The following is a 17,478-nucleotide window of genomic DNA, read 5'->3' as shown; positions in this document are numbered from 1 at the left end:
CATGAATATTAGAACATTAGTCGGTAATGGTATTTTAGCGGCATTATATATTGCTGTTTCTATGCTTATTCAGCCATTTGGCTTTACGAATGTACAGTTTCGTATTTCAGAGATGTTTAATCATCTCGTTGTATTTAACAAGAAAGCAATTTACGGAATTGTATTAGGTGTATTTTTAACGAATCTCTTTTTCTCACCTATGATCGCTTATGATTTAGTATTTGGAGTAGGGCAATCTATTCTTGCATTAGTTGCAACGATTATTTCTATGCGATTTATTAAAGGTGTTTGGGCTCGTATGATTTTTAATACAGTTATCTTTACGATTACAATGTTTATGATTGCAATTGAACTTCATCTTGCATTTGACCTACCATTTATGTGGACTTGGTTAACATGTGCAGCAGGTGAATTCGTAGTAATGGCGATCGGTATGCCTGTAATGTACTGGATTAATAAGCGAGTACAATTTGAAAGATTTATGTAATAGATGAAAGAGCTATTCCTTATATAGGATGGCTCTTTTTGTATGTGATTATATTGAATATAATACTGTGACTCTTGATAAAATATAATAAAATAAAGTGAGGCTTCAATTAGCCGGATAAATAAGAAGTCTTACATAAGGGGAATGTAGTATGAAATATAAAATTCATTGGTTGTATAAAACGAAGCGCGGATTGCAGACGGAATTAACGACAGAGTATATGAACATAGAAGAAGTACTTCAATTTGCAGAGGATTTTGAGAAAACAGGAAGAGTAAAAGAAATTTCATTTTATGATGAAATGGACGCAGAATGGTCATTAAAAGAGATGAAAAAGTTAAGTAAGCAAGTAGAGGAAGATCCCCAAGAAATACTCGTTTATTTTGATGGGGGATATGATGTGCAAACGAAAGAAGCTGGCGTTGGTATATGTGTGTATTATAAAAAAGGAAATACAAACTACCGGATTCGCCGCAATGCATATATAGAAGGTATATATGATAATAATGAAGCGGAATATGCATCGTTACTATACGGTATGAATATACTCGAGGAATTAGGGGTTAAGTATGAAGCAGTCACACTTCACGGTGATTCTCAAGTTGTACTGCAGCAATTAGCCGGAGAATGGCCTTGTTATGATGAGCATTTAAACCATTATTTAGATCAAATTGAACAAAAGGCGAAGCAAATGAAATTAAAACTTATATGTGAACCAATATCTAGAAAACAAAATAAAGAAGCACATCAATTAGCTACGCAAGCATTGGAAGGAACAGTTATTGATAGTCATAAAGAAATAACTGAATAGAGAGGTGCAAAGGTGGATAAAAAGCAACTCATTACAGAGGTAAATGACTTATTAGAAACGTATTGTGAAGGATGTTTCTTGCGAGAACATAATCGAAAGACAAATAGTAAATATTATGCCCATTCATTTTGTATACGGCAATGTACAGTTGGAGAAACATTGAAAAAGTATGGAGAACAGTTGTCATGAAAAAACATCCAGAGAAAATTCTCTGGATGTTTTTTAGTGTCTTGCTTCGTTTAGTTGATGCTCACATTTATTTAATTTCTTTTCCTCATTCATTAAAAATGGCTCATCTAAATCAGTTGCAACTGATTTCATAATTTCAAGCTGAGAGCGAGCTGCTTCTACAGCAGTAGTAGCATGCTCTAATGTATCTGGATCCATTGAAATTGTTGCTGATCCTACCATTTTTTGTGCTGTTTCTACACGGAATTTCACTTCTTCAAAATCATTTACTTCTGATCCCATTAATAATTCCTCCTTTGTATAGTGCGCATTTCACATAGTTTTTGCTCTGTAAAACGGAAATATACAAAGGAATAACAAAGGAGGTTACCAAGTAAGGCAACCTCCTGTTATATGTTGGATTAAAGTTTTACTACGTTAGCAGCTTGAGGTCCGCGGTTACCTTCAGTAATGTCGAAAGATACTTCTTGACCTTCTTCTAAAGCTTTGTAGCCGTCTCCTTGAATAGCAGAGAAATGTACGAATACATCGTCAGCGCCTTCCATTTCGATAAATCCAAAACCTTTTTCGTTGTTAAACCATTTTACTTTTCCTTGCATGTTACAATTCCTCCTAAAAGCGTTTACTATTTTCATTTAGTGAAATTCATTAAAAAAATAATATAAACTAAAAATGCTATATTCTTGAATATTCTGCTAAATGATTAATTTAAATATACACGAATTGGGAGAATTTAGTCAAGTAAGCGATTTTATTTTTTTGTATTTTTAAATAATTTTCCAGTCAAATTTTTAAATAGGTATAGGACAGGCCTTGTACGTAATATTCTTAATTGAATGCTATACATAATGAGGTGAAAGAATGAATAAGTCTTACTTATTAGATAATGAAGGAATGAGAACGAGAACCGACATACCGGATTGGGTTGCAAAAGAATTTGAGATTTTTTCAAATGTTGTGTTAGAACCAACTTTTCCATGTTATTTCGGTTTAACAGCTTTGAAAAAGAATGAACTTCGTTATTCATTTCTTTCTCATAATGATTGGAGTCATTTGCCGCATACAATGTTATCTTTTTTAGACTTAATGAAAGAGAGACCGATTGTAAGAAGGGGCTTTTTCCTTTTTGTAGAACCGGAATGTGAAGAACGATCACTCGAATATTACCGTGATTCTTTTTGGAAAGTGTTACAGTATTTACATGAAAACGATAATCAAGCATGGCCAAAGCAAATTCCTGAAGACCCAGACCATTATTTATGGGAATTTTCATTTGGTGGTGAGCCAATATTCGCATTTGGAAATGCGCCAGCTTATAAACAACGAAAAACTAGACATTTAGGGAATTCTCTCGTTATTGGGTTTCAGCCACGCACTATTTTTGATGGATTAGAGGGAGATCGTCCTAAAGGAGCATATTCAAGACAAATGGTCCGTGAGCGAGTTGAAAAGTGGGATCAATTGCCGAAACATCCTAACATTAGTCATTATGGTGACCCAGAGCATCGTGAATGGAAACAATATTTCATAGGAGACGATGTAGAGCCAATAAAAGGGAAATGTCCTTTTCTTCATAGGATAGAAAAGTAAGAGCCATCATCTAGATGGCTCTTTTGTATATTTTGGATAAAAAAGGGTATTTTATTATGAAAGCTAGTCTATTTTTTTAAATTACATCATTAACTAGTAGTAAAGAGAGTAGAAAGGATAGAGCGATGATTGGAGCAATTATACAGCAAATCGTATTAGGTATATCATTAGCTGCGCCAGTAGGGCCGATTAATATTGAAATGTTAAAACGAGGAATTGAACGTGGTTTTTGGCACGCTTGGGTTGTTGGAATTGGTGGAATGACTGCAGATGTTTTATTTATGCTTCTCATTTATTTCGGTTTATCTTCTGTGTTTATGTATACATATGTACAAGCCTTCATGTATTGCACGGGTTTTTTCTTGTTATTTTATTTAGGATTTCAAAGTGTAAAACAAGGAATTTTCGAATCGAATATGGAATATAAAAAAGAAGAGGTAGGTGGCCTTAAGCAATCGTTTATGGCAGGATTTTTAATTGCGATATCCAATCCATTAAATCTTGTTTTTTGGTTTGGTATATACGGAAGTACACTTAGCTCATTACTTACGAAGGTAACGAAACAAGAAGCTTTTTTGTACAGTCTTTGCATTATTGTTGGTATTATTTTATGGAATTTAAATATTGCTTTTTCTGTACATTTTGGAAGAACTTTATTAAAACCAAAAGCGCTTGGCTACATAACAGCCGGAGCAGGTATTATTTTAGTAGGTTACTCTATACATTTTGCATACAAAGCTTTACAGTTGTTCACATAAGATTGAAGGGGAGATTTTTATGTATCGAACCACTATTGACGGAAAAGAAATTATAATTACGTTAGCGCCAAAAATCCGAAAAGAAATTACTGATAGAAATCCACTATATGAAGCGGTATTTCATAATGCTGCAAGATTGTTACAAACAAAGCAACCGACGTTTGCAGTAAATCATGAAATATTTGGGCTCATTATTGGAGAAGTGCAAAGAGGAGAAGTAACAGTGTTTGCAGTGGAACATATTATTCCGAAGCAAAATATATTTGGATCAAACAATTTTTTCTCGGCAATAGAACAGCAGGCAAATTTGTAAAGTGAATAGAATAAGAATAGAAAAGAAATAGTCGTAACGATATGTTGCGGCTGTTTTTTTGGAAAAGGGGGAAATAAGATGAAGAAAGTGGGGAAAGAGTTCTTTTTACAACATGATATTGTTATTATGTATAGCATTCTATTTATTTTCATTATTATTTTAAAAATGCAATTTTTTACTTGGTTTGGCATGTTAGCATGTATGTTTGGGATTGTTTTCTATACGCTTAATGAATATATGACACATCGTTTTTTATTCCATATAAAGCCACCTAAAAACAAATTTCTATTAAAAATGTTAAGAAGATTGCATTATGATCACCACGTATATCCAGATGATTTAAAACTTTTGTTTTTACCTGTATGGTTTAGTATACCTAGTTTTACTATATATTTACTTATAGCATATGGTATTACAAAAAGTGTTACTATTGCACTTTCATTTGGAATCGGAATGATTATCATGCTGCTCGTTTATGAATGGAAACATTATATTGCTCATAGACCGATTCGTCCCGTCACTAAGTTTGGAAGATGGCTAAAAAAACAACATATATTACACCATTATAAAAACGAAAAGTTTTGGTTTGGTGTTTCAAATCCAGTATTCGATTTTATATTTGGAACACTTAAAGACGGAAAAGATGTTGAGTTAAGCGAAACGGCTCGTAATTTAGAAAAGGAAAAAAAGACAAAAGTAGTGCGTTAAGCACTGCTTTTGTCTTAATGAGGATAAATAAGTAAGGTGTCACTTTATTTTGAAAAAGTATATTAAAAATTTAGGGGAAATTGCCGAAAAATGTCTATCAAAAAATCTTTGCATGAATGCATGGATTGTCTAAAATGAATATAAGTTTCTGAATATTTATAAAATTTAGTCTTTAGGTATGCAAGGGGGAAGTGTATTTTAAGTAAGAGAGGGGATCGGTTAATGAAACGAGACGATACGTCAGCACGTAAGTTGCAAAATGAGGTGAATTATACAGAGGTCGTTCAGTCGGAAGAATTTCAATTGTTATTAAATACGAAAAAGAAGTTTATCATTCCAATGAGTATTTTCTTTTTTAGTTTTTTTATCGCATTACCTATTCTAACATCGTATTCAAAGGTGCTTAATACACCTGCATTTGGAGACGTTACATGGGCGTGGGTATTTGCTTTTTCCCAATTTATTATGACATGGGCACTATGTATGATTTATAGCAAAAAAGCAGAATCATTTGATGAAATCTCCCGAAAAATTTTGCAAGATATGCAAAAAGGGAGGGGCTGAACTTGAATACTACTGCATTTGCACTATTTTTAATTATTGTTCTTGGTACGCTCGTCATAACCTATTTTGCATCGAAAAAAACGAAAAATGCGAGTGAATTTTATACGGCTGGAGGGGGATTAACTGGTTGGCAAAATGGTCTGGCCATTGCTGGAGATTACATGTCTGCTGCTTCATTTCTCGGTATAGCTGGAGCAATCGCATTAACTGGGTTTGATGGATTCTTTTATAGTATCGGTTTTTTAGTTGCTTATTTAGTTGTACTATATCTTGTTGCAGAACCGCTTAGAAATTTAGGAAAGTACACTTTGGCGGATATGATTGCAGCACGCTTTGACGCGAAAAAAGTTCGCGGAGTTGCAGCTCTTAATACGATGACGATTTCTATCTTTTATATGATTGCACAATTAGTTGGCGCGGGTGCACTTATTAAATTATTATTAGGGATTGAATATACGACATCTGTATTAATCGTTGGAACACTTATGACGGTGTATGTTATTTTTGGTGGTATGACAGCAACGAGCTGGGTACAAATTGTAAAGGCTGTATTACTTATGGCCGGTACGTTTATTATTTCTGTTATCGTTTTCGCAAAATTCAACTTCAGCGTGAATGAAATGTTTGCCCAAATGAAAACAGCTACACCATTAAAAGATTCATTTTTAAATCCAGGTGTAAAGTATAAGGATGGCCTTGATACACTTTCTTTAAATTTAGGACTAGTACTTGGTACAGCTGGATTACCACATATACTTGTCCGCTTTTTTACAGTACGTGATGCAAAAACTGCACGTCAATCTGTCGTATATGCGACATGGTTAATTGGTGCATTTTATATTATGACGATTTTCTTAGGATTTGGTGCGGCAGCGTTTGTAGGAAATGAAGCGATTATTAAAGCGAACCCAGCGGGTAATATGGCAGCACCTTTATTAGCCAAAGCGTTAGGTGGAGACTTCTTATTTGCTTTCGTATCAGCAATTGCTTTTGCAACAATTTTGGCTGTAGTGGCAGGTCTCGTATTAACGGCAGCATCAGCATTCGCTCATGATTTTTATAATGAGATTATTCGCAAAGGGAAATCAACGGAAAAAGAGCAAGTATCTATGGCTCGTTATGCATCTATTGGGGTAGCGATATTATCTATCATACTTGCATTATTTGCCCAAACATTAAACGTAGCATTTTTAGTATCATTAGCATTTGCAGTTGCAGCGAGTGCAAATCTACCAGTGATTTTATTTACAATATATTGGCAGCGTTTTAATACAACGGGTGCTATTTCCGGTATGATTGTAGGACTCGTATCAGCAATTGTTCTCGTAGCGTTGAGTCCGAATGTTTGGAACCCTGTAGCTGGAAAAGCTATTTTTGTTGGGGAAGCGATATTCCCATATACGACACCAGGAATTATTTCAATTCCGCTCGGATTTCTTGCAGCATATTTAGGAACTGTTTTATCTAGTAAGAAAGAAGATGCAGCGAAATTTGATGAAATTCTTGTGAAATCTAATACTGGTCACGGTATTAGTGATGCGTCTTCACATTAAATAAAAGAGGAGCTTTTCGATAGATAAGAAAAGCTCTTTTTTCTTTTGTCATTTTCTTGTAAATATTACTGATTTGTAAGTAGGATTTGTCTTAATTTTGTGGAATGAAAATAGCAGGGAGAAATTTAAGTCATCATGGCACCAGCGCAGCTTTTGTGAAAAATAAGTTGTTATGGAAGGTGGAAGTAATGATGAAAACGAAGCAAACTGATGAATTATTAGCAAAAGATGAGCAATATGTTTGGCACGGAATGCGTCCCTTTAGTCCAAATAGTACAATGGTAGGGGCAAAAGCTGAAGGGTGCTGGGTTGAAGATATACAAGGAAAAAGATATTTAGATGGTATGAGTGGTCTTTGGTGTGTGAATAGTGGATATGGAAGAACGGAGCTCGCAGAAGCGGCTTATAAGCAATTACAAACATTATCATACTTTCCAATGTCACAATCTCATGAACCAGCTATAAAGCTTGCTGAAAAGTTAAATGAGTGGCTTGGGGGAGAGTATGTTATTTTCTTCTCAAATAGTGGTTCAGAAGCGAACGAAACAGCTTTTAAAATAGCAAGGCAATACTATGCGCAAAAAGGTGAACCACATCGTTATAAATTTATGTCACGTTATCGTGGGTATCACGGGAATACAATGGCGACAATGGCAGCGACGGGACAAGCGCAGCGTAGATATCAATATGAGCCGTTTGCTTCAGGCTTTTTACACGTAACACCACCGGATTGTTACCGTATGCCTGAAATTGAAGGGCAGCATATCTATGATGTAGAATGTGTGAAAGAAGTCGATCGTGTTATGACGTGGGAATTAAGTGAAACAATTGCTGCGTTTATTATGGAACCTATTATTACAGGCGGGGGCATATTAATGCCACCACAAGACTATATGAAAGCTGTTCATGAGACATGTCAAAAACACGGTGCCTTGCTTATAAGTGATGAAGTGATTTGCGGCTTCGGTCGTACAGGAAAAGCATTCGGATTTATGAATTATGATGTGAAGCCAGATATTATTACAATGGCAAAAGGCATTACGAGCGCATATTTACCATTATCTGCAACAGCTGTGAAAAAAGAAATATATGAGGCTTTTAAAGGTAAAGGAGAATATGAATTTTTCCGCCATATTAATACATTTGGTGGAAATCCAGCAGCTTGTGCATTAGCACTTAAAAATTTAGAGATTATGGAAAATGAAAATTTAATTGAGCGATCTGCACAAATGGGTTCCCTTTTATTAGAGCAACTAAAAGATGAAATTGGGGAACATCCGCTTGTTGGGGATATTAGAGGAAAAGGTCTATTAGTTGGAATTGAATTAGTAAATGATAAAGAGACGAAAGAGCCAATTGATAACGACAAAATCGCAAGTGTCGTAAATGCTTGTAAAGAAAAAGGGCTTATTATAGGACGAAACGGTATGACGACAGCAGGATATAATAACGTCTTAACATTAGCACCGCCGCTTATTATTTCAAGTGAAGAAATTGCCTTTGTTGTTGGAACGTTGAAGACGGCGATGGAACGTATTTAATAAATAGAGAGAGGAGCGAGCTTTAATATAAGGCTCGCTTTTGTTTAGTAGAGGGGACTTTTAATGGATAAATATGATCCGAACAAACATTATCACATCGGATATTATGAAGACGGATATGATTCAGAAGTGACGGCGTACAAAAGAATAAATGAACCAGTTTGGGATGCTTATCTTCCGCACTATGAGGTAGACGATTTTTATAAGAAAGTGGAGGAAATGAAGCTAGGTGAATATATAGATAATTACGGCATTATGATGTATTCATTTAGTAATGATATGGATGATGAAGAAGCACGAACTATTTTTGAAAAATGGTTAAAAACGAATGGAATTGTTTAAAGATAAAATGAAAAAGGAGATTGCTATCTTATAAAATAGCAATCTCCTTTTATTATAGTAAACTTATTTACTTGCTTTCATTGCTTTATCTTTTGCACCAAACGTGTATTTTAACATTGGTGGTGTAATCATTGTAGTTAAAATAACGACAATAACGATTGCTGTAAAGTAATCTTGTGCCAATAGACCTGAAGAAAGTCCTGTTCCTGCAATGATAAGTGCAACTTCACCACGAGAAACCATACCAGAACCGATAATTGCAGAAGACTTAGCATCAAATCCAGTCATGCGTGCACCAACACCACAACCAATTAGTTTCGTTAATACAGCGATTACTGTTAATGCTAAGATGAACCAAATTTGATTGCCAATACCGTCAAATGTAATATTCATACCGATACTAACGAAGAATACTGGAACGAACATAGCGTAAGCAATTGGTTCTACTTTCTTTTCTACTTCATGTTTGTAGTTTGTTTGAGAAATTGCAATACCAGCAGCGAAAGCACCGATAATACCAGCAATTCCTAATAGTTCGCCGAAATATGCGAATGAGAAACAGATGATAAGAGCTGCGCTCACGATAGACTCAGATACGCGCAGTGGTGACAACCAACGCATAATTGCTGGAACACCTTTCCATCCAATTAAAATAATAGAAGCGAAGAATACTACTTTCTTCAAGATAACCATTGTTAAGTTAACATCATCAGTGCCTAAGAAGCTCATTGCGAATGCTAATAAAATAACAACAAGAATATCATCAAATACAGCGGCTCCAAGCATCGTCGTACTTTCACGTGTTTTCATTTTACCTAAATCACGAAGTGTTTGTACGGAAATACTAACACTTGTCGCACATAGAAGTAATCCTAAGAATACAGCGTTTCCTTGTTCCATTCCCATAACAAGGCCGGAAACGTAACCACCTACGAATGGAAGAATAATACCTCCGAGTGCAACTGCTAAAGAAGAATTACGATTGGCGTTTAATTCTTCTAAGTCTGTTTCAAGTCCAGCCATAAACATTAGAAGAATAACCCCGACATTACTTAATTGAGTTAGAAGCTCTGAATTTTCAATCCAACCTAATACAGCTGGACCGATAACGATACCGACAATTAATTTACCTAGTACAGAAGGTTGACCTAATCTAACACTAAGATCACCAGCAAGCTTTGTACTTAATAAAATAAGTGCAATTTGAAAGAAAAATTCGAATTCCATCTGATCCTCTCCTCATCATTTTTAGTTTTATCATACGATTTCTCGGAATTTGCCTAATGAAAATATGTAAAACCCATTAAACAAAAGGGTCTGATTACAAGTTCTTTTGAACTCGTAATTTGAACCTGTAATTAATATATAATATATTTTGCAAAAAATCAATGAAAAAATGGGAGCTTTTTTAGAGAGAGACGGTGTTATTAGAGGTATACATATAAGAATAGTGTGTGAATTTTTATATGTATGAAATAGTATGAAGTCCTTTTTCATTACAAATAATAAAGCCTAAATGCTATTTCACGAATTATAAATGTGAAAAGGAGGTTTTATCATTTGAATTCATTAAAAAATAACTTGTCTATTGTTGCTTTAGGTGGAGTAAATGAAATAGGAAAAAATATGTATGCTATCCAATATGAAAATGATATTGTCGTCATTGATTGTGGATCTAAATTTCCAGATGAAAGTTTATTAGGGATTGATTTAATAATTCCAGACGTCACATATTTGCAAGAAAATAAAGAAAAAATTCGCGGTTTAGTAGTAACGCACGGGCATGAGGACCATATTGGCGGAATACCATATTTTTTAAAACAACTAAATGTACCAATCTATGCAACAAAGTTAACGTTAGGTTTAATTGAAATTAAATTAAAGGAACACAATCTTCAAAATGATACGGAATTAATCGTTATTCATTCAGAATCAGAAATTGATTGTGGTTCTATTAAGGCAACCTTTTTTAAAACGAACCACAGTATTCCGGATTGTCTCGGTATTGTTTTTCATACACCAGAAGGTACTGTAGTACATACAGGTGATTTTAAATTTGATTTAACACCAGTAAATAATCAACATCCTGATATTCATAAAATGGCTAAAATAGGAAGTGAAGGTGTACTAGCTTTATTATCTGAAAGCACAAATGCAGAACGCCCAGGTTTTACTCCATCAGAAAGGTCAGTAGGAGAACGGATAGAGGAAATATTTATGAAAGCAAATAGAAAAGTAATTATTTCTACATTTGCTTCTAATGTGAATCGTGTTCAGCAAATAGTTGAAGCTTGCATAAAAACAAATCGAAAATTGGCTTTGCTCGGGAGAAGTATGGTAAATGTAGTAGAAGTTGCTCTAGAGAAAGGTTATTTACATATTCCAGAAGGTATGTTAATTGAAGCAAATGAGGTAAATCGTTTAGATCCAAAGCAGGTTGTAATACTTTGTACAGGAAGTCAAGGAGAACCGATGGCAGCTTTAGCGCGTTTAGCGAGTGGAAACTATAGACAAGTTGATGTTTTACCAGAAGATACGGTTATTATAGCCGCGACTCCGATTCCGGGAAATGAACGTAACGTTTCAAGAATTATAGATAATCTATTTGCTTTAGGAGCAAAAGTAATTTATGGATCAGGTAGTTCTACTGGAGTCCATGTATCTGGTCATGCGTATCAAGAAGAATTGAAATTAATGCTCACTTTAATGAAACCTAAATATTTTATCCCAATTCATGGAGAGTTTAGAATGCTACATCACCATAGTTTGTTAGCAGAATCAATTGGTATTGAAAAGGAAAATATCTTTATCGTACGTAATGGAGATGTTGTAGATATAAGTAATGAAGTGGCAATTCAATCTAGAAGAATACAGGCAGGAAATATATATGTAGATGGATTAGGAATTGGAGATGTTGGAAATGCCTTATTACGTGATCGTAAACAACTTTCAGAAGATGGAATGCTCGTTATAGTTATTACTTTTAATAAAGTAGATGGAGAAATAATTTCAGGTCCTGATATTATTTCTCGTGGATTTGTCTATGTTCGTGATTCAGAAGAATTTTTAAGAGAATTAAATAAATTAGCTGTTATTACAATTAATAATTTAAAGAAAGAGAATGTGAATAGCTGGGGTATTTTGAAAAGGGAGGTAAGAGAAGCGTTAGGGAAGTATATATATACAAATACAAAACGAAAGCCGATGATTCTTCCTATAATAATAGAGGTTTAATAGTAAAAAAAGAATTCTCGTATGGGAATTCTTTTTTGTTTTGAAGACAAAATGAACATATAATGAAATAAATAGAAATGGAAGGAAATAAAAGATGTTATTAAATAAACGTTTTACAATTGGAGAAATGGCAAAAATGCATAATATCGCAGAATCTACATTAAGGTATTATGATGAAAAAGGAATTTTTCATCCGTCCATTGTTGATCCTCAAACGAATTATCGTTATTATACAATCGATCAATTTTCACTATTAGATACGATTAAGTTTTTACGCCAATTAAACATTCCATTAAAGGAAATTAAAAAATATATTGATGAAAGAAATCCAGCATACGCACTCAATTTACTGGAAAAACAACAAGAGATGATGCTGAAGAAACAAAGAGAAATTGAGTATGCTTTAGCGAAAATGGAGCATAGAATTCATTTAATTAAGGAAGCAACAAAAGCAAAAGCTGAACAAATGGTAATAAAAGAGATCCCGCAGCGAAAAATAACAGCTATTGCGGTTGCCCCGAATACGACGGATGATATGTTTGAGTACTACATTCATTCGTTGCAAAAAAATATGAGGCAAATGGATGATAGCTTATTTTCTGGAGATATTGGTGTAACTGTTGCGAAAAAAGGGTTAATGCAAAATGAGTTTCAAGCATATAGCAGTGTATTTATTCTTTTGGATTATATGCCTTTTGAAGTACAGAGTTCAGATGAAATTAAAGAAGGTATGTTTGCCTGTGTATATCATCATGGGCCATATGAAGAAACTGATGAAACATATAAGAAGCTAATGAAATATATTGATCAAGAAGGATACGAAATAAGTGGAGATGCAATTGAGATTGCATTAATTGATTGGTCTGTAACAGAAGATCCTGAGGAGCAAGTAACAGAAATTCAAATTCCTATAATGAAAAAACAAAGCAATAAGTTATAGGACTTGTATAATTACAAATGAGCATCAAACGCGATAATTAAGTCACCTATTTTTTAATTCTCTATTGACCTTAAAGTTACTTGAAGGTTTAAACTAAGAAAAGAGAGTTGAAAAAAAGGAGCATATTAGAGTATGGAAGCAACAGAAAAATTAAGAGAAAAACCAATTAAAAGCTTATTTATTTCTTATTTAATACCAGCAGTTCTTGGAATGGTATTAATGTCAGTGAATATTGTAATTGACGCGGTTATGATTAGTAGAGGAGTTGGGGCGAACGGTTTAGCAGGAGTGAACGTGGCTATTCCAGCCTTTTCGATTTTCTTCTCTATTTCATTATGGATCGGAATGGGCGGGGCAACGTTATACTCCATTGCATTAGGTGAAAATAAACGAGAAAGAGCAAGGTCTATTTTTACTCAATCAATGACGGTAGCAGTTGTTATCGTAGGGATTTTAGCAGCGATTTGCTTATGGAGAATAGAAGATTTAGCATACTTATTTGGTGCAAACGAAGTGATTCTACCATATGCGTTAGACTATTTACACGTATTATTAACATTTGGAATGATATACGTTTTAGAAAATATTTTAAGTACATTTATACGAAATGATGGAAATCCTAATTTAGCAATGGCTGGTCTTGTTGTAACGGCTGTATTAAATATAGTGTTTGACTATATCTTTATTTTTATCTTTGGATGGGGCGTAACAGGTGCTGCCTCAGCGACTATTCTTTCGGCAGCGATTGGTTTCCTTGTATTATTAACCCATTTCTTTAGAAAAAGTAGTATTTTAAAGTGGACGAAATTTCATTTTGAATGGGATACTGTCAAACAAATTATGGTGATTGGTTTCCCAAGTTTTACAGCAGAAAGTACGGTTGCAATCGTAACGATTGGTTTTAATATCGCATTTGTCCAATATGCAGGAGAAGTAGGAGTAGCTTCCTATGCGATGGTGAATAGTATTCATGCAATGACATTACTATTATTCTTTGGTGTTGGAGCAGCATTACAGCCAATTGCTAGTTTCCATTACGGGGCAAATTTATCAGAGAGACTTCGTGAAGGATTGAAGTTTGCTGTGAAAATTGCAGTTGTCCTTGGAGGCGTTGCGATAATTGTCGGATTATTCTTCGGGAAATATATCATTGGTTTATTTGATGTTCAATCTCCAGAATTATTGGAGTTAACCTTAACAGGTATTAGTTTATTCTTTATCCAATACGTATTTTTAGGTTATAACATTGTGTATGGAGAGTACTTCCAATCAGTGCGACAAACGAAGAAATCAGTACTTATTATAATGAGCCGAGGATTACTATTTATTATTCCATTGTTATGGATTATGCCGAAACTATTTGGTATAAATGGAATTTGGCTCGTTATGCCAGTTGCAGAAGTAATGACAGCGATTATCGTATTTACGATGAATCGTATGAAACATCCTGTTCCATTAAATATGGCAGGAGAGAAAGAAGCGATATGATAAAAAATCCCCTTAAGCAATTAAGGGGATTTTCTTATTCCTTTAAACTAATAGCAAAAGATCCATCCGTTTCTTGAACAGAAGCAAAGGCAACGTTTTTAATATTTGTAATTCCTTTTTCTTTTAATTCTTTATATAACCATTTTTCATCTTTATGTATTAACTTTAAGTTATCATATTGAATTTGTGAATCGACGATAAGTGCAATTGGTAATCCAGCATACTTAACATCTATGTTTAAATCTTTTGGAGTTAATGGTACAAGTTCTCTTTTTGGTAAAATACTAATAGCGCCGTTCGCTTCTAAAATAGCGTATTCAATTTCATGAACACTTGGATATCCTGCAACGCGAAGATTAGAAAGCAGTTCTGCAATGGGGTATCTACTTTTTTGTAAGTTCTCAAAAATAATATCACCATGTTTAATTAAAATGATAGGGTGTCCGAGAATAAAACGATTTAGTTTGTTGAATAGGCTTAATTTTGTAAGGAGTAAATGTAAACATGTGATAACAACCATACCGAGAAATGCTTGTAAAGCACCAGAGACGGGTATGGCCTGGAAAGCTAAATAAGATAAAAAAATTATAGCCCCAAAATCATGAGGAGTTAGTTGCGCTAACGCGGATTTACCGAGTAACTTAAGCGATAGCAAAAATAAGATGAAAAAGAACGACACGTTACATAAAAAGAGAAGCAATAGAGACACTCCTTCGTGTAAAGTTGTACTTACTATTCCCGAAAGTAATATAAATATTACCTTTCAGAGGATAAATTAGGGTTTATTGGAATTTGTCTGTATACAAACAAATAAATGGATATTATCATGAAGGAAGTAAAAGAAAATAGGAGTATATGAATATGAGAAAGAAGAAAATAATGAAGGGCATTTTAGTTGTTATAATGATTTGCGCCGTGTATGCGGGGTTTTTACAATATCACATTTATAAGCATGGGCATATGAATGCAACATACGATGCTGATTACATAATTGTACTAGGATCGAAAGTAAATGGGACGAAACCATCTTATTCATTGCAATATCGTATTGATAAAGCAGCTGAATATTTAAAATCACATGAGAAAACAATCGCCATCGTATCTGGAGGACAAGGAAAAGGCGAAGACATTTCAGAAGCATTAGCAATGAAACAAGGACTAATAAAACAAAATATCGCAGAAGACCGCATTATAATGGAGGACAAATCTACGAGTACAGATGAGAATATTACATTCTCAAAACCGTTAATTCCAGCCGATATGAAAAAAGGTATGATCGTAACAAACGATTTTCACATGTTTAGAGCGAAAAAAATAGCGGCCAAACAAGGTTTACAATTAGAAGGTCTTCCGGCAAAAACACCGAAACCAATCATCATTCCATCGAATGTACGAGAATATTTAGCAATTACACAGTATTGGTTTATGAATCGAATATAGTGAAAGTGATCCCGTCTGAAACTCAGGCGGGATTTAGTTTGAGGAAAATCTTACAAATATGTCACGTTCGTGAAAGGTAAAGCGATAGTTTCTAGAATGATTTCCTGACATAATGAAGGTAACAAAAACTATTTAGAGGTGAATCGGATGAAAGGAAATAATATTTTATCTTCGTTATGTTACTTTAGTATCTTTTTTGCACCATTTTTACTACCAATTATCGTGTACTTTGTTGCAGAAGATGAAGTGAAGTATCACGCGAAAAAAGCATTTTGGTCACATGTTTTCCCATACGCAATCTTATTTGGAGGACTAGCAGTATCAGGCATGTACGGTTTAGGTTTCAATCAATCTGACGGTGCTGGAATTGGAATGGCTATCACATATGCAGTGTTCATTCTTGTAGGAATTTACTACTTCATTTGGAATATCGTAAAAGGTATTAAAGTTTTGAAAACGGCGTAAAAAGATAATTATAATTTCATTTACCGTATCGATAAACGTTTTAAAAAAGGGCAATTCAAAAAGAATTGCTCTTTTTGTGCTTATAAGTTGTGAAAATTGAAAAAGATATGTTAATTTTTCATTATGAAGAGAAAAAAGGAGTGATTTTCATGAATGAGATCATACATAAGATGGAGCAACATGTTTCAGTTCGTAAATATAAAGAAGAATCAATTCCGAAAGATGTAGTAGAAAAGATGGTGCATGCTGCGCAACATGCAGCTTCATCACATTTTGTACAGGCGTATTCTGTTATATATGTAACAGATCAGGAATTAAAGGCTAAACTAGCAGAGCTATCCGGAAATCGCCATGTGAAGGACTGTGCAGCATTTTTTGTTTGTTGTGCAGATTTAAAACGACTTGAAATTGCATGTGAAAAACATAGTACAGAGATAAAGCATGAGGGAGTAGAAGACTTTATCGTTGCGACGGTAGATGCTTCACTTTTTGCGCAAAACTTAGCACTAGCAGCAGAATCGTTAGGATACGGTATTTGTTATATTGGTGGTATTCGTAATAATCCGAGAGAAGTGAGTGAACTGCTTCATTTACCGGATAAAGTATATCCTGTATTCGGAATGACAGTCGGTGTACCAGATGAAGAACATGGAGTTAAACCACGTTTACCAGTAGCAGCAGTTCTTCATGAAAATGGATATGATGAACAAAAATATGATGAATTACTAAACGAATATGATGAAACGATGAACGCGTATTATAAAGAAAGATCATCAAACAAGAAAAACGTAACATGGACGGAATCAATGAGTTCGTTTATGTCTAAAGAAAAAAGAATGCATATGAAAGAGTTTTTAAGTGAAAAAGGATTAAATAAGAAGTGAGTAAAGAGGCAAACCTGTGATGCAGGTTTGCCTTTTTGAGAAGGAGAAATACCTAAGGCCAGAAAGTTGTTTATTCTTTCTGAACTTAGGTATTTTGTTTGTTATCATGTACATAGAAATAAAAATTAATAATTTTTTACAAAAGTGATAGAAAATGAGGATGAAATGCCA

At 34.2% G+C, this 17,478-nt stretch carries 21 protein-coding genes; 17 read left to right on the top strand and 4 right to left on the bottom strand.

Going from position 1 to position 17,478, the window contains the following annotated elements; genetic code table 11:
* Window position 1: 1 nt before the first annotated feature.
* From ACTFR8_RS06175 to ACTFR8_RS06165, 3 genes are all read left to right on the top strand, one after another.
* Complete coding sequence (locus ACTFR8_RS06175; RefSeq protein WP_001026471.1) at window positions 2–487, top strand: QueT transporter family protein; 486 nt, start codon at window positions 2–4, stop codon at window positions 485–487.
* A 151-nt stretch (window positions 488–638) separates the two neighbouring features.
* Window positions 639–1,298, top strand: a complete 660-nt coding sequence (locus tag ACTFR8_RS06170; protein WP_000875555.1) for a ribonuclease H family protein — start codon at window positions 639–641, stop codon at window positions 1,296–1,298.
* Window positions 1,299–1,310: 12 nt separating this feature from the next.
* The gene (locus tag ACTFR8_RS06165) at window positions 1,311–1,487 is read left to right on the top strand and encodes a zinc-finger domain-containing protein (RefSeq protein WP_000358801.1); all 177 of its coding nucleotides are present in this window, start codon (window positions 1,311–1,313) and stop codon (window positions 1,485–1,487) included.
* A gap of 33 nt (window positions 1,488–1,520) precedes the next feature.
* Here the strand turns inward: ACTFR8_RS06165 and ACTFR8_RS06160 are convergent, their stop codons facing one another.
* Window positions 1,521–1,769 carry a DUF2564 family protein gene (locus ACTFR8_RS06160; protein ID WP_000534392.1) on the bottom strand — a complete coding sequence of 83 codons (249 nt, stop codon included), beginning with the start codon at window positions 1,767–1,769 and terminating at the stop codon, window positions 1,521–1,523.
* A 119-nt stretch (window positions 1,770–1,888) separates the two neighbouring features.
* Window positions 1,889–2,086, bottom strand: coding sequence for a cold shock-like protein CspB (gene cspB / locus ACTFR8_RS06155; protein ID WP_001161731.1), 198 nt, complete (start codon window positions 2,084–2,086; stop codon window positions 1,889–1,891).
* A 262-nt stretch (window positions 2,087–2,348) separates the two neighbouring features.
* Between cspB and ACTFR8_RS06150 the strand changes: the two genes are divergently transcribed.
* From ACTFR8_RS06150 to ACTFR8_RS06115, 8 genes are all read left to right on the top strand, one after another.
* Window positions 2,349–3,077, top strand: coding sequence for a YqcI/YcgG family protein (locus tag ACTFR8_RS06150; RefSeq protein ID WP_001043762.1), 729 nt, complete (start codon window positions 2,349–2,351; stop codon window positions 3,075–3,077).
* A gap of 125 nt (window positions 3,078–3,202) precedes the next feature.
* On the top strand, window positions 3,203–3,835 hold the full coding sequence (locus ACTFR8_RS06145; RefSeq protein WP_000578569.1) for a LysE family transporter: 633 nt from the start codon (window positions 3,203–3,205) through the stop codon (window positions 3,833–3,835).
* 19 nt (window positions 3,836–3,854) lie between these two features.
* The gene (locus ACTFR8_RS06140; RefSeq protein WP_000286362.1) at window positions 3,855–4,148 is read left to right on the top strand and encodes a hypothetical protein; all 294 of its coding nucleotides are present in this window, start codon (window positions 3,855–3,857) and stop codon (window positions 4,146–4,148) included.
* A gap of 78 nt (window positions 4,149–4,226) precedes the next feature.
* Window positions 4,227–4,856 carry a sterol desaturase family protein gene (locus ACTFR8_RS06135; RefSeq protein WP_000755394.1) on the top strand — a complete coding sequence of 210 codons (630 nt, stop codon included), beginning with the start codon at window positions 4,227–4,229 and terminating at the stop codon, window positions 4,854–4,856.
* A gap of 222 nt (window positions 4,857–5,078) precedes the next feature.
* A complete protein-coding gene (locus ACTFR8_RS06130; RefSeq protein ID WP_000817366.1) occupies window positions 5,079–5,420 on the top strand; it encodes a DUF485 domain-containing protein in 342 nt (113 codons plus the stop codon).
* Window positions 5,421–5,422: 2 nt separating this feature from the next.
* Window positions 5,423–6,973, top strand: a complete 1,551-nt coding sequence (locus tag ACTFR8_RS06125; protein WP_252209913.1) for a solute symporter family protein — start codon at window positions 5,423–5,425, stop codon at window positions 6,971–6,973.
* A gap of 191 nt (window positions 6,974–7,164) precedes the next feature.
* A complete protein-coding gene (locus ACTFR8_RS06120; protein WP_000850983.1) occupies window positions 7,165–8,514 on the top strand; it encodes an aspartate aminotransferase family protein in 1,350 nt (449 codons plus the stop codon).
* Between the two features lie 63 nt (window positions 8,515–8,577).
* Window positions 8,578–8,856 carry a DUF3986 family protein gene (locus tag ACTFR8_RS06115; protein ID WP_252209915.1) on the top strand — a complete coding sequence of 93 codons (279 nt, stop codon included), beginning with the start codon at window positions 8,578–8,580 and terminating at the stop codon, window positions 8,854–8,856.
* 63 nt (window positions 8,857–8,919) lie between these two features.
* On the opposite strand, the gene ACTFR8_RS06110 is transcribed toward ACTFR8_RS06115, so the two are convergent.
* Window positions 8,920–10,083 (bottom strand): cation:proton antiporter, encoded by a 1,164-nt coding sequence (locus tag ACTFR8_RS06110; protein ID WP_000393905.1) that lies wholly within the window; start codon window positions 10,081–10,083, stop codon window positions 8,920–8,922.
* 333 nt (window positions 10,084–10,416) lie between these two features.
* Between ACTFR8_RS06110 and ACTFR8_RS06105 the strand changes: the two genes are divergently transcribed.
* The 3 genes from ACTFR8_RS06105 to ACTFR8_RS06095 all read left to right on the top strand — a co-directional run bounded on the left by ACTFR8_RS06105 (window position 10,417) and on the right by ACTFR8_RS06095 (window position 14,518).
* A complete protein-coding gene (locus tag ACTFR8_RS06105) occupies window positions 10,417–12,090 on the top strand; it encodes a ribonuclease J (RefSeq protein ID WP_252209917.1) in 1,674 nt (557 codons plus the stop codon).
* A 94-nt stretch (window positions 12,091–12,184) separates the two neighbouring features.
* Entirely contained in the window at window positions 12,185–13,030 is an 846-nt protein-coding gene (locus ACTFR8_RS06100) for a MerR family transcriptional regulator (RefSeq protein WP_000925910.1), read from the top strand.
* Window positions 13,031–13,162: 132 nt separating this feature from the next.
* Complete coding sequence (locus tag ACTFR8_RS06095; RefSeq protein ID WP_000388390.1) at window positions 13,163–14,518, top strand: MATE family efflux transporter; 1,356 nt, start codon at window positions 13,163–13,165, stop codon at window positions 14,516–14,518.
* 34 nt (window positions 14,519–14,552) lie between these two features.
* On the opposite strand, the gene ACTFR8_RS06090 is transcribed toward ACTFR8_RS06095, so the two are convergent.
* Window positions 14,553–15,218, bottom strand: a complete 666-nt coding sequence (locus ACTFR8_RS06090; protein ID WP_000923922.1) for a DUF421 domain-containing protein — start codon at window positions 15,216–15,218, stop codon at window positions 14,553–14,555.
* A gap of 161 nt (window positions 15,219–15,379) precedes the next feature.
* Here ACTFR8_RS06090 and ACTFR8_RS06085 point away from each other — a divergent pair, with 161 nt between their 5' ends.
* The 3 genes from ACTFR8_RS06085 to nfsA all read left to right on the top strand — a co-directional run bounded on the left by ACTFR8_RS06085 (window position 15,380) and on the right by nfsA (window position 17,307).
* Window positions 15,380–15,958 (top strand): YdcF family protein, encoded by a 579-nt coding sequence (locus ACTFR8_RS06085; protein WP_001227676.1) that lies wholly within the window; start codon window positions 15,380–15,382, stop codon window positions 15,956–15,958.
* Between the two features lie 147 nt (window positions 15,959–16,105).
* The gene (locus ACTFR8_RS06080) at window positions 16,106–16,423 is read left to right on the top strand and encodes a DUF4870 domain-containing protein (RefSeq protein WP_000678055.1); all 318 of its coding nucleotides are present in this window, start codon (window positions 16,106–16,108) and stop codon (window positions 16,421–16,423) included.
* Window positions 16,424–16,572: 149 nt separating this feature from the next.
* Window positions 16,573–17,307: an oxygen-insensitive NADPH nitroreductase gene (nfsA, locus tag ACTFR8_RS06075; protein WP_001002392.1), complete on the top strand. Its 735-nt coding sequence runs from the start codon at window positions 16,573–16,575 to the stop codon at window positions 17,305–17,307.
* The last annotated feature ends 171 nt before the right edge of the window (window positions 17,308–17,478 follow it).

This window comes from Bacillus cereus group sp. MYBK15-3, assembly GCF_051916765.1.
In the GTDB taxonomy this organism is placed as follows: domain Bacteria; phylum Bacillota; class Bacilli; order Bacillales; family Bacillaceae_G; genus Bacillus_A; species Bacillus_A cereus.
Note: the sequence above shows the minus strand (reverse complement) of the source record. Positions and strands in the feature narration are given on the sequence as shown.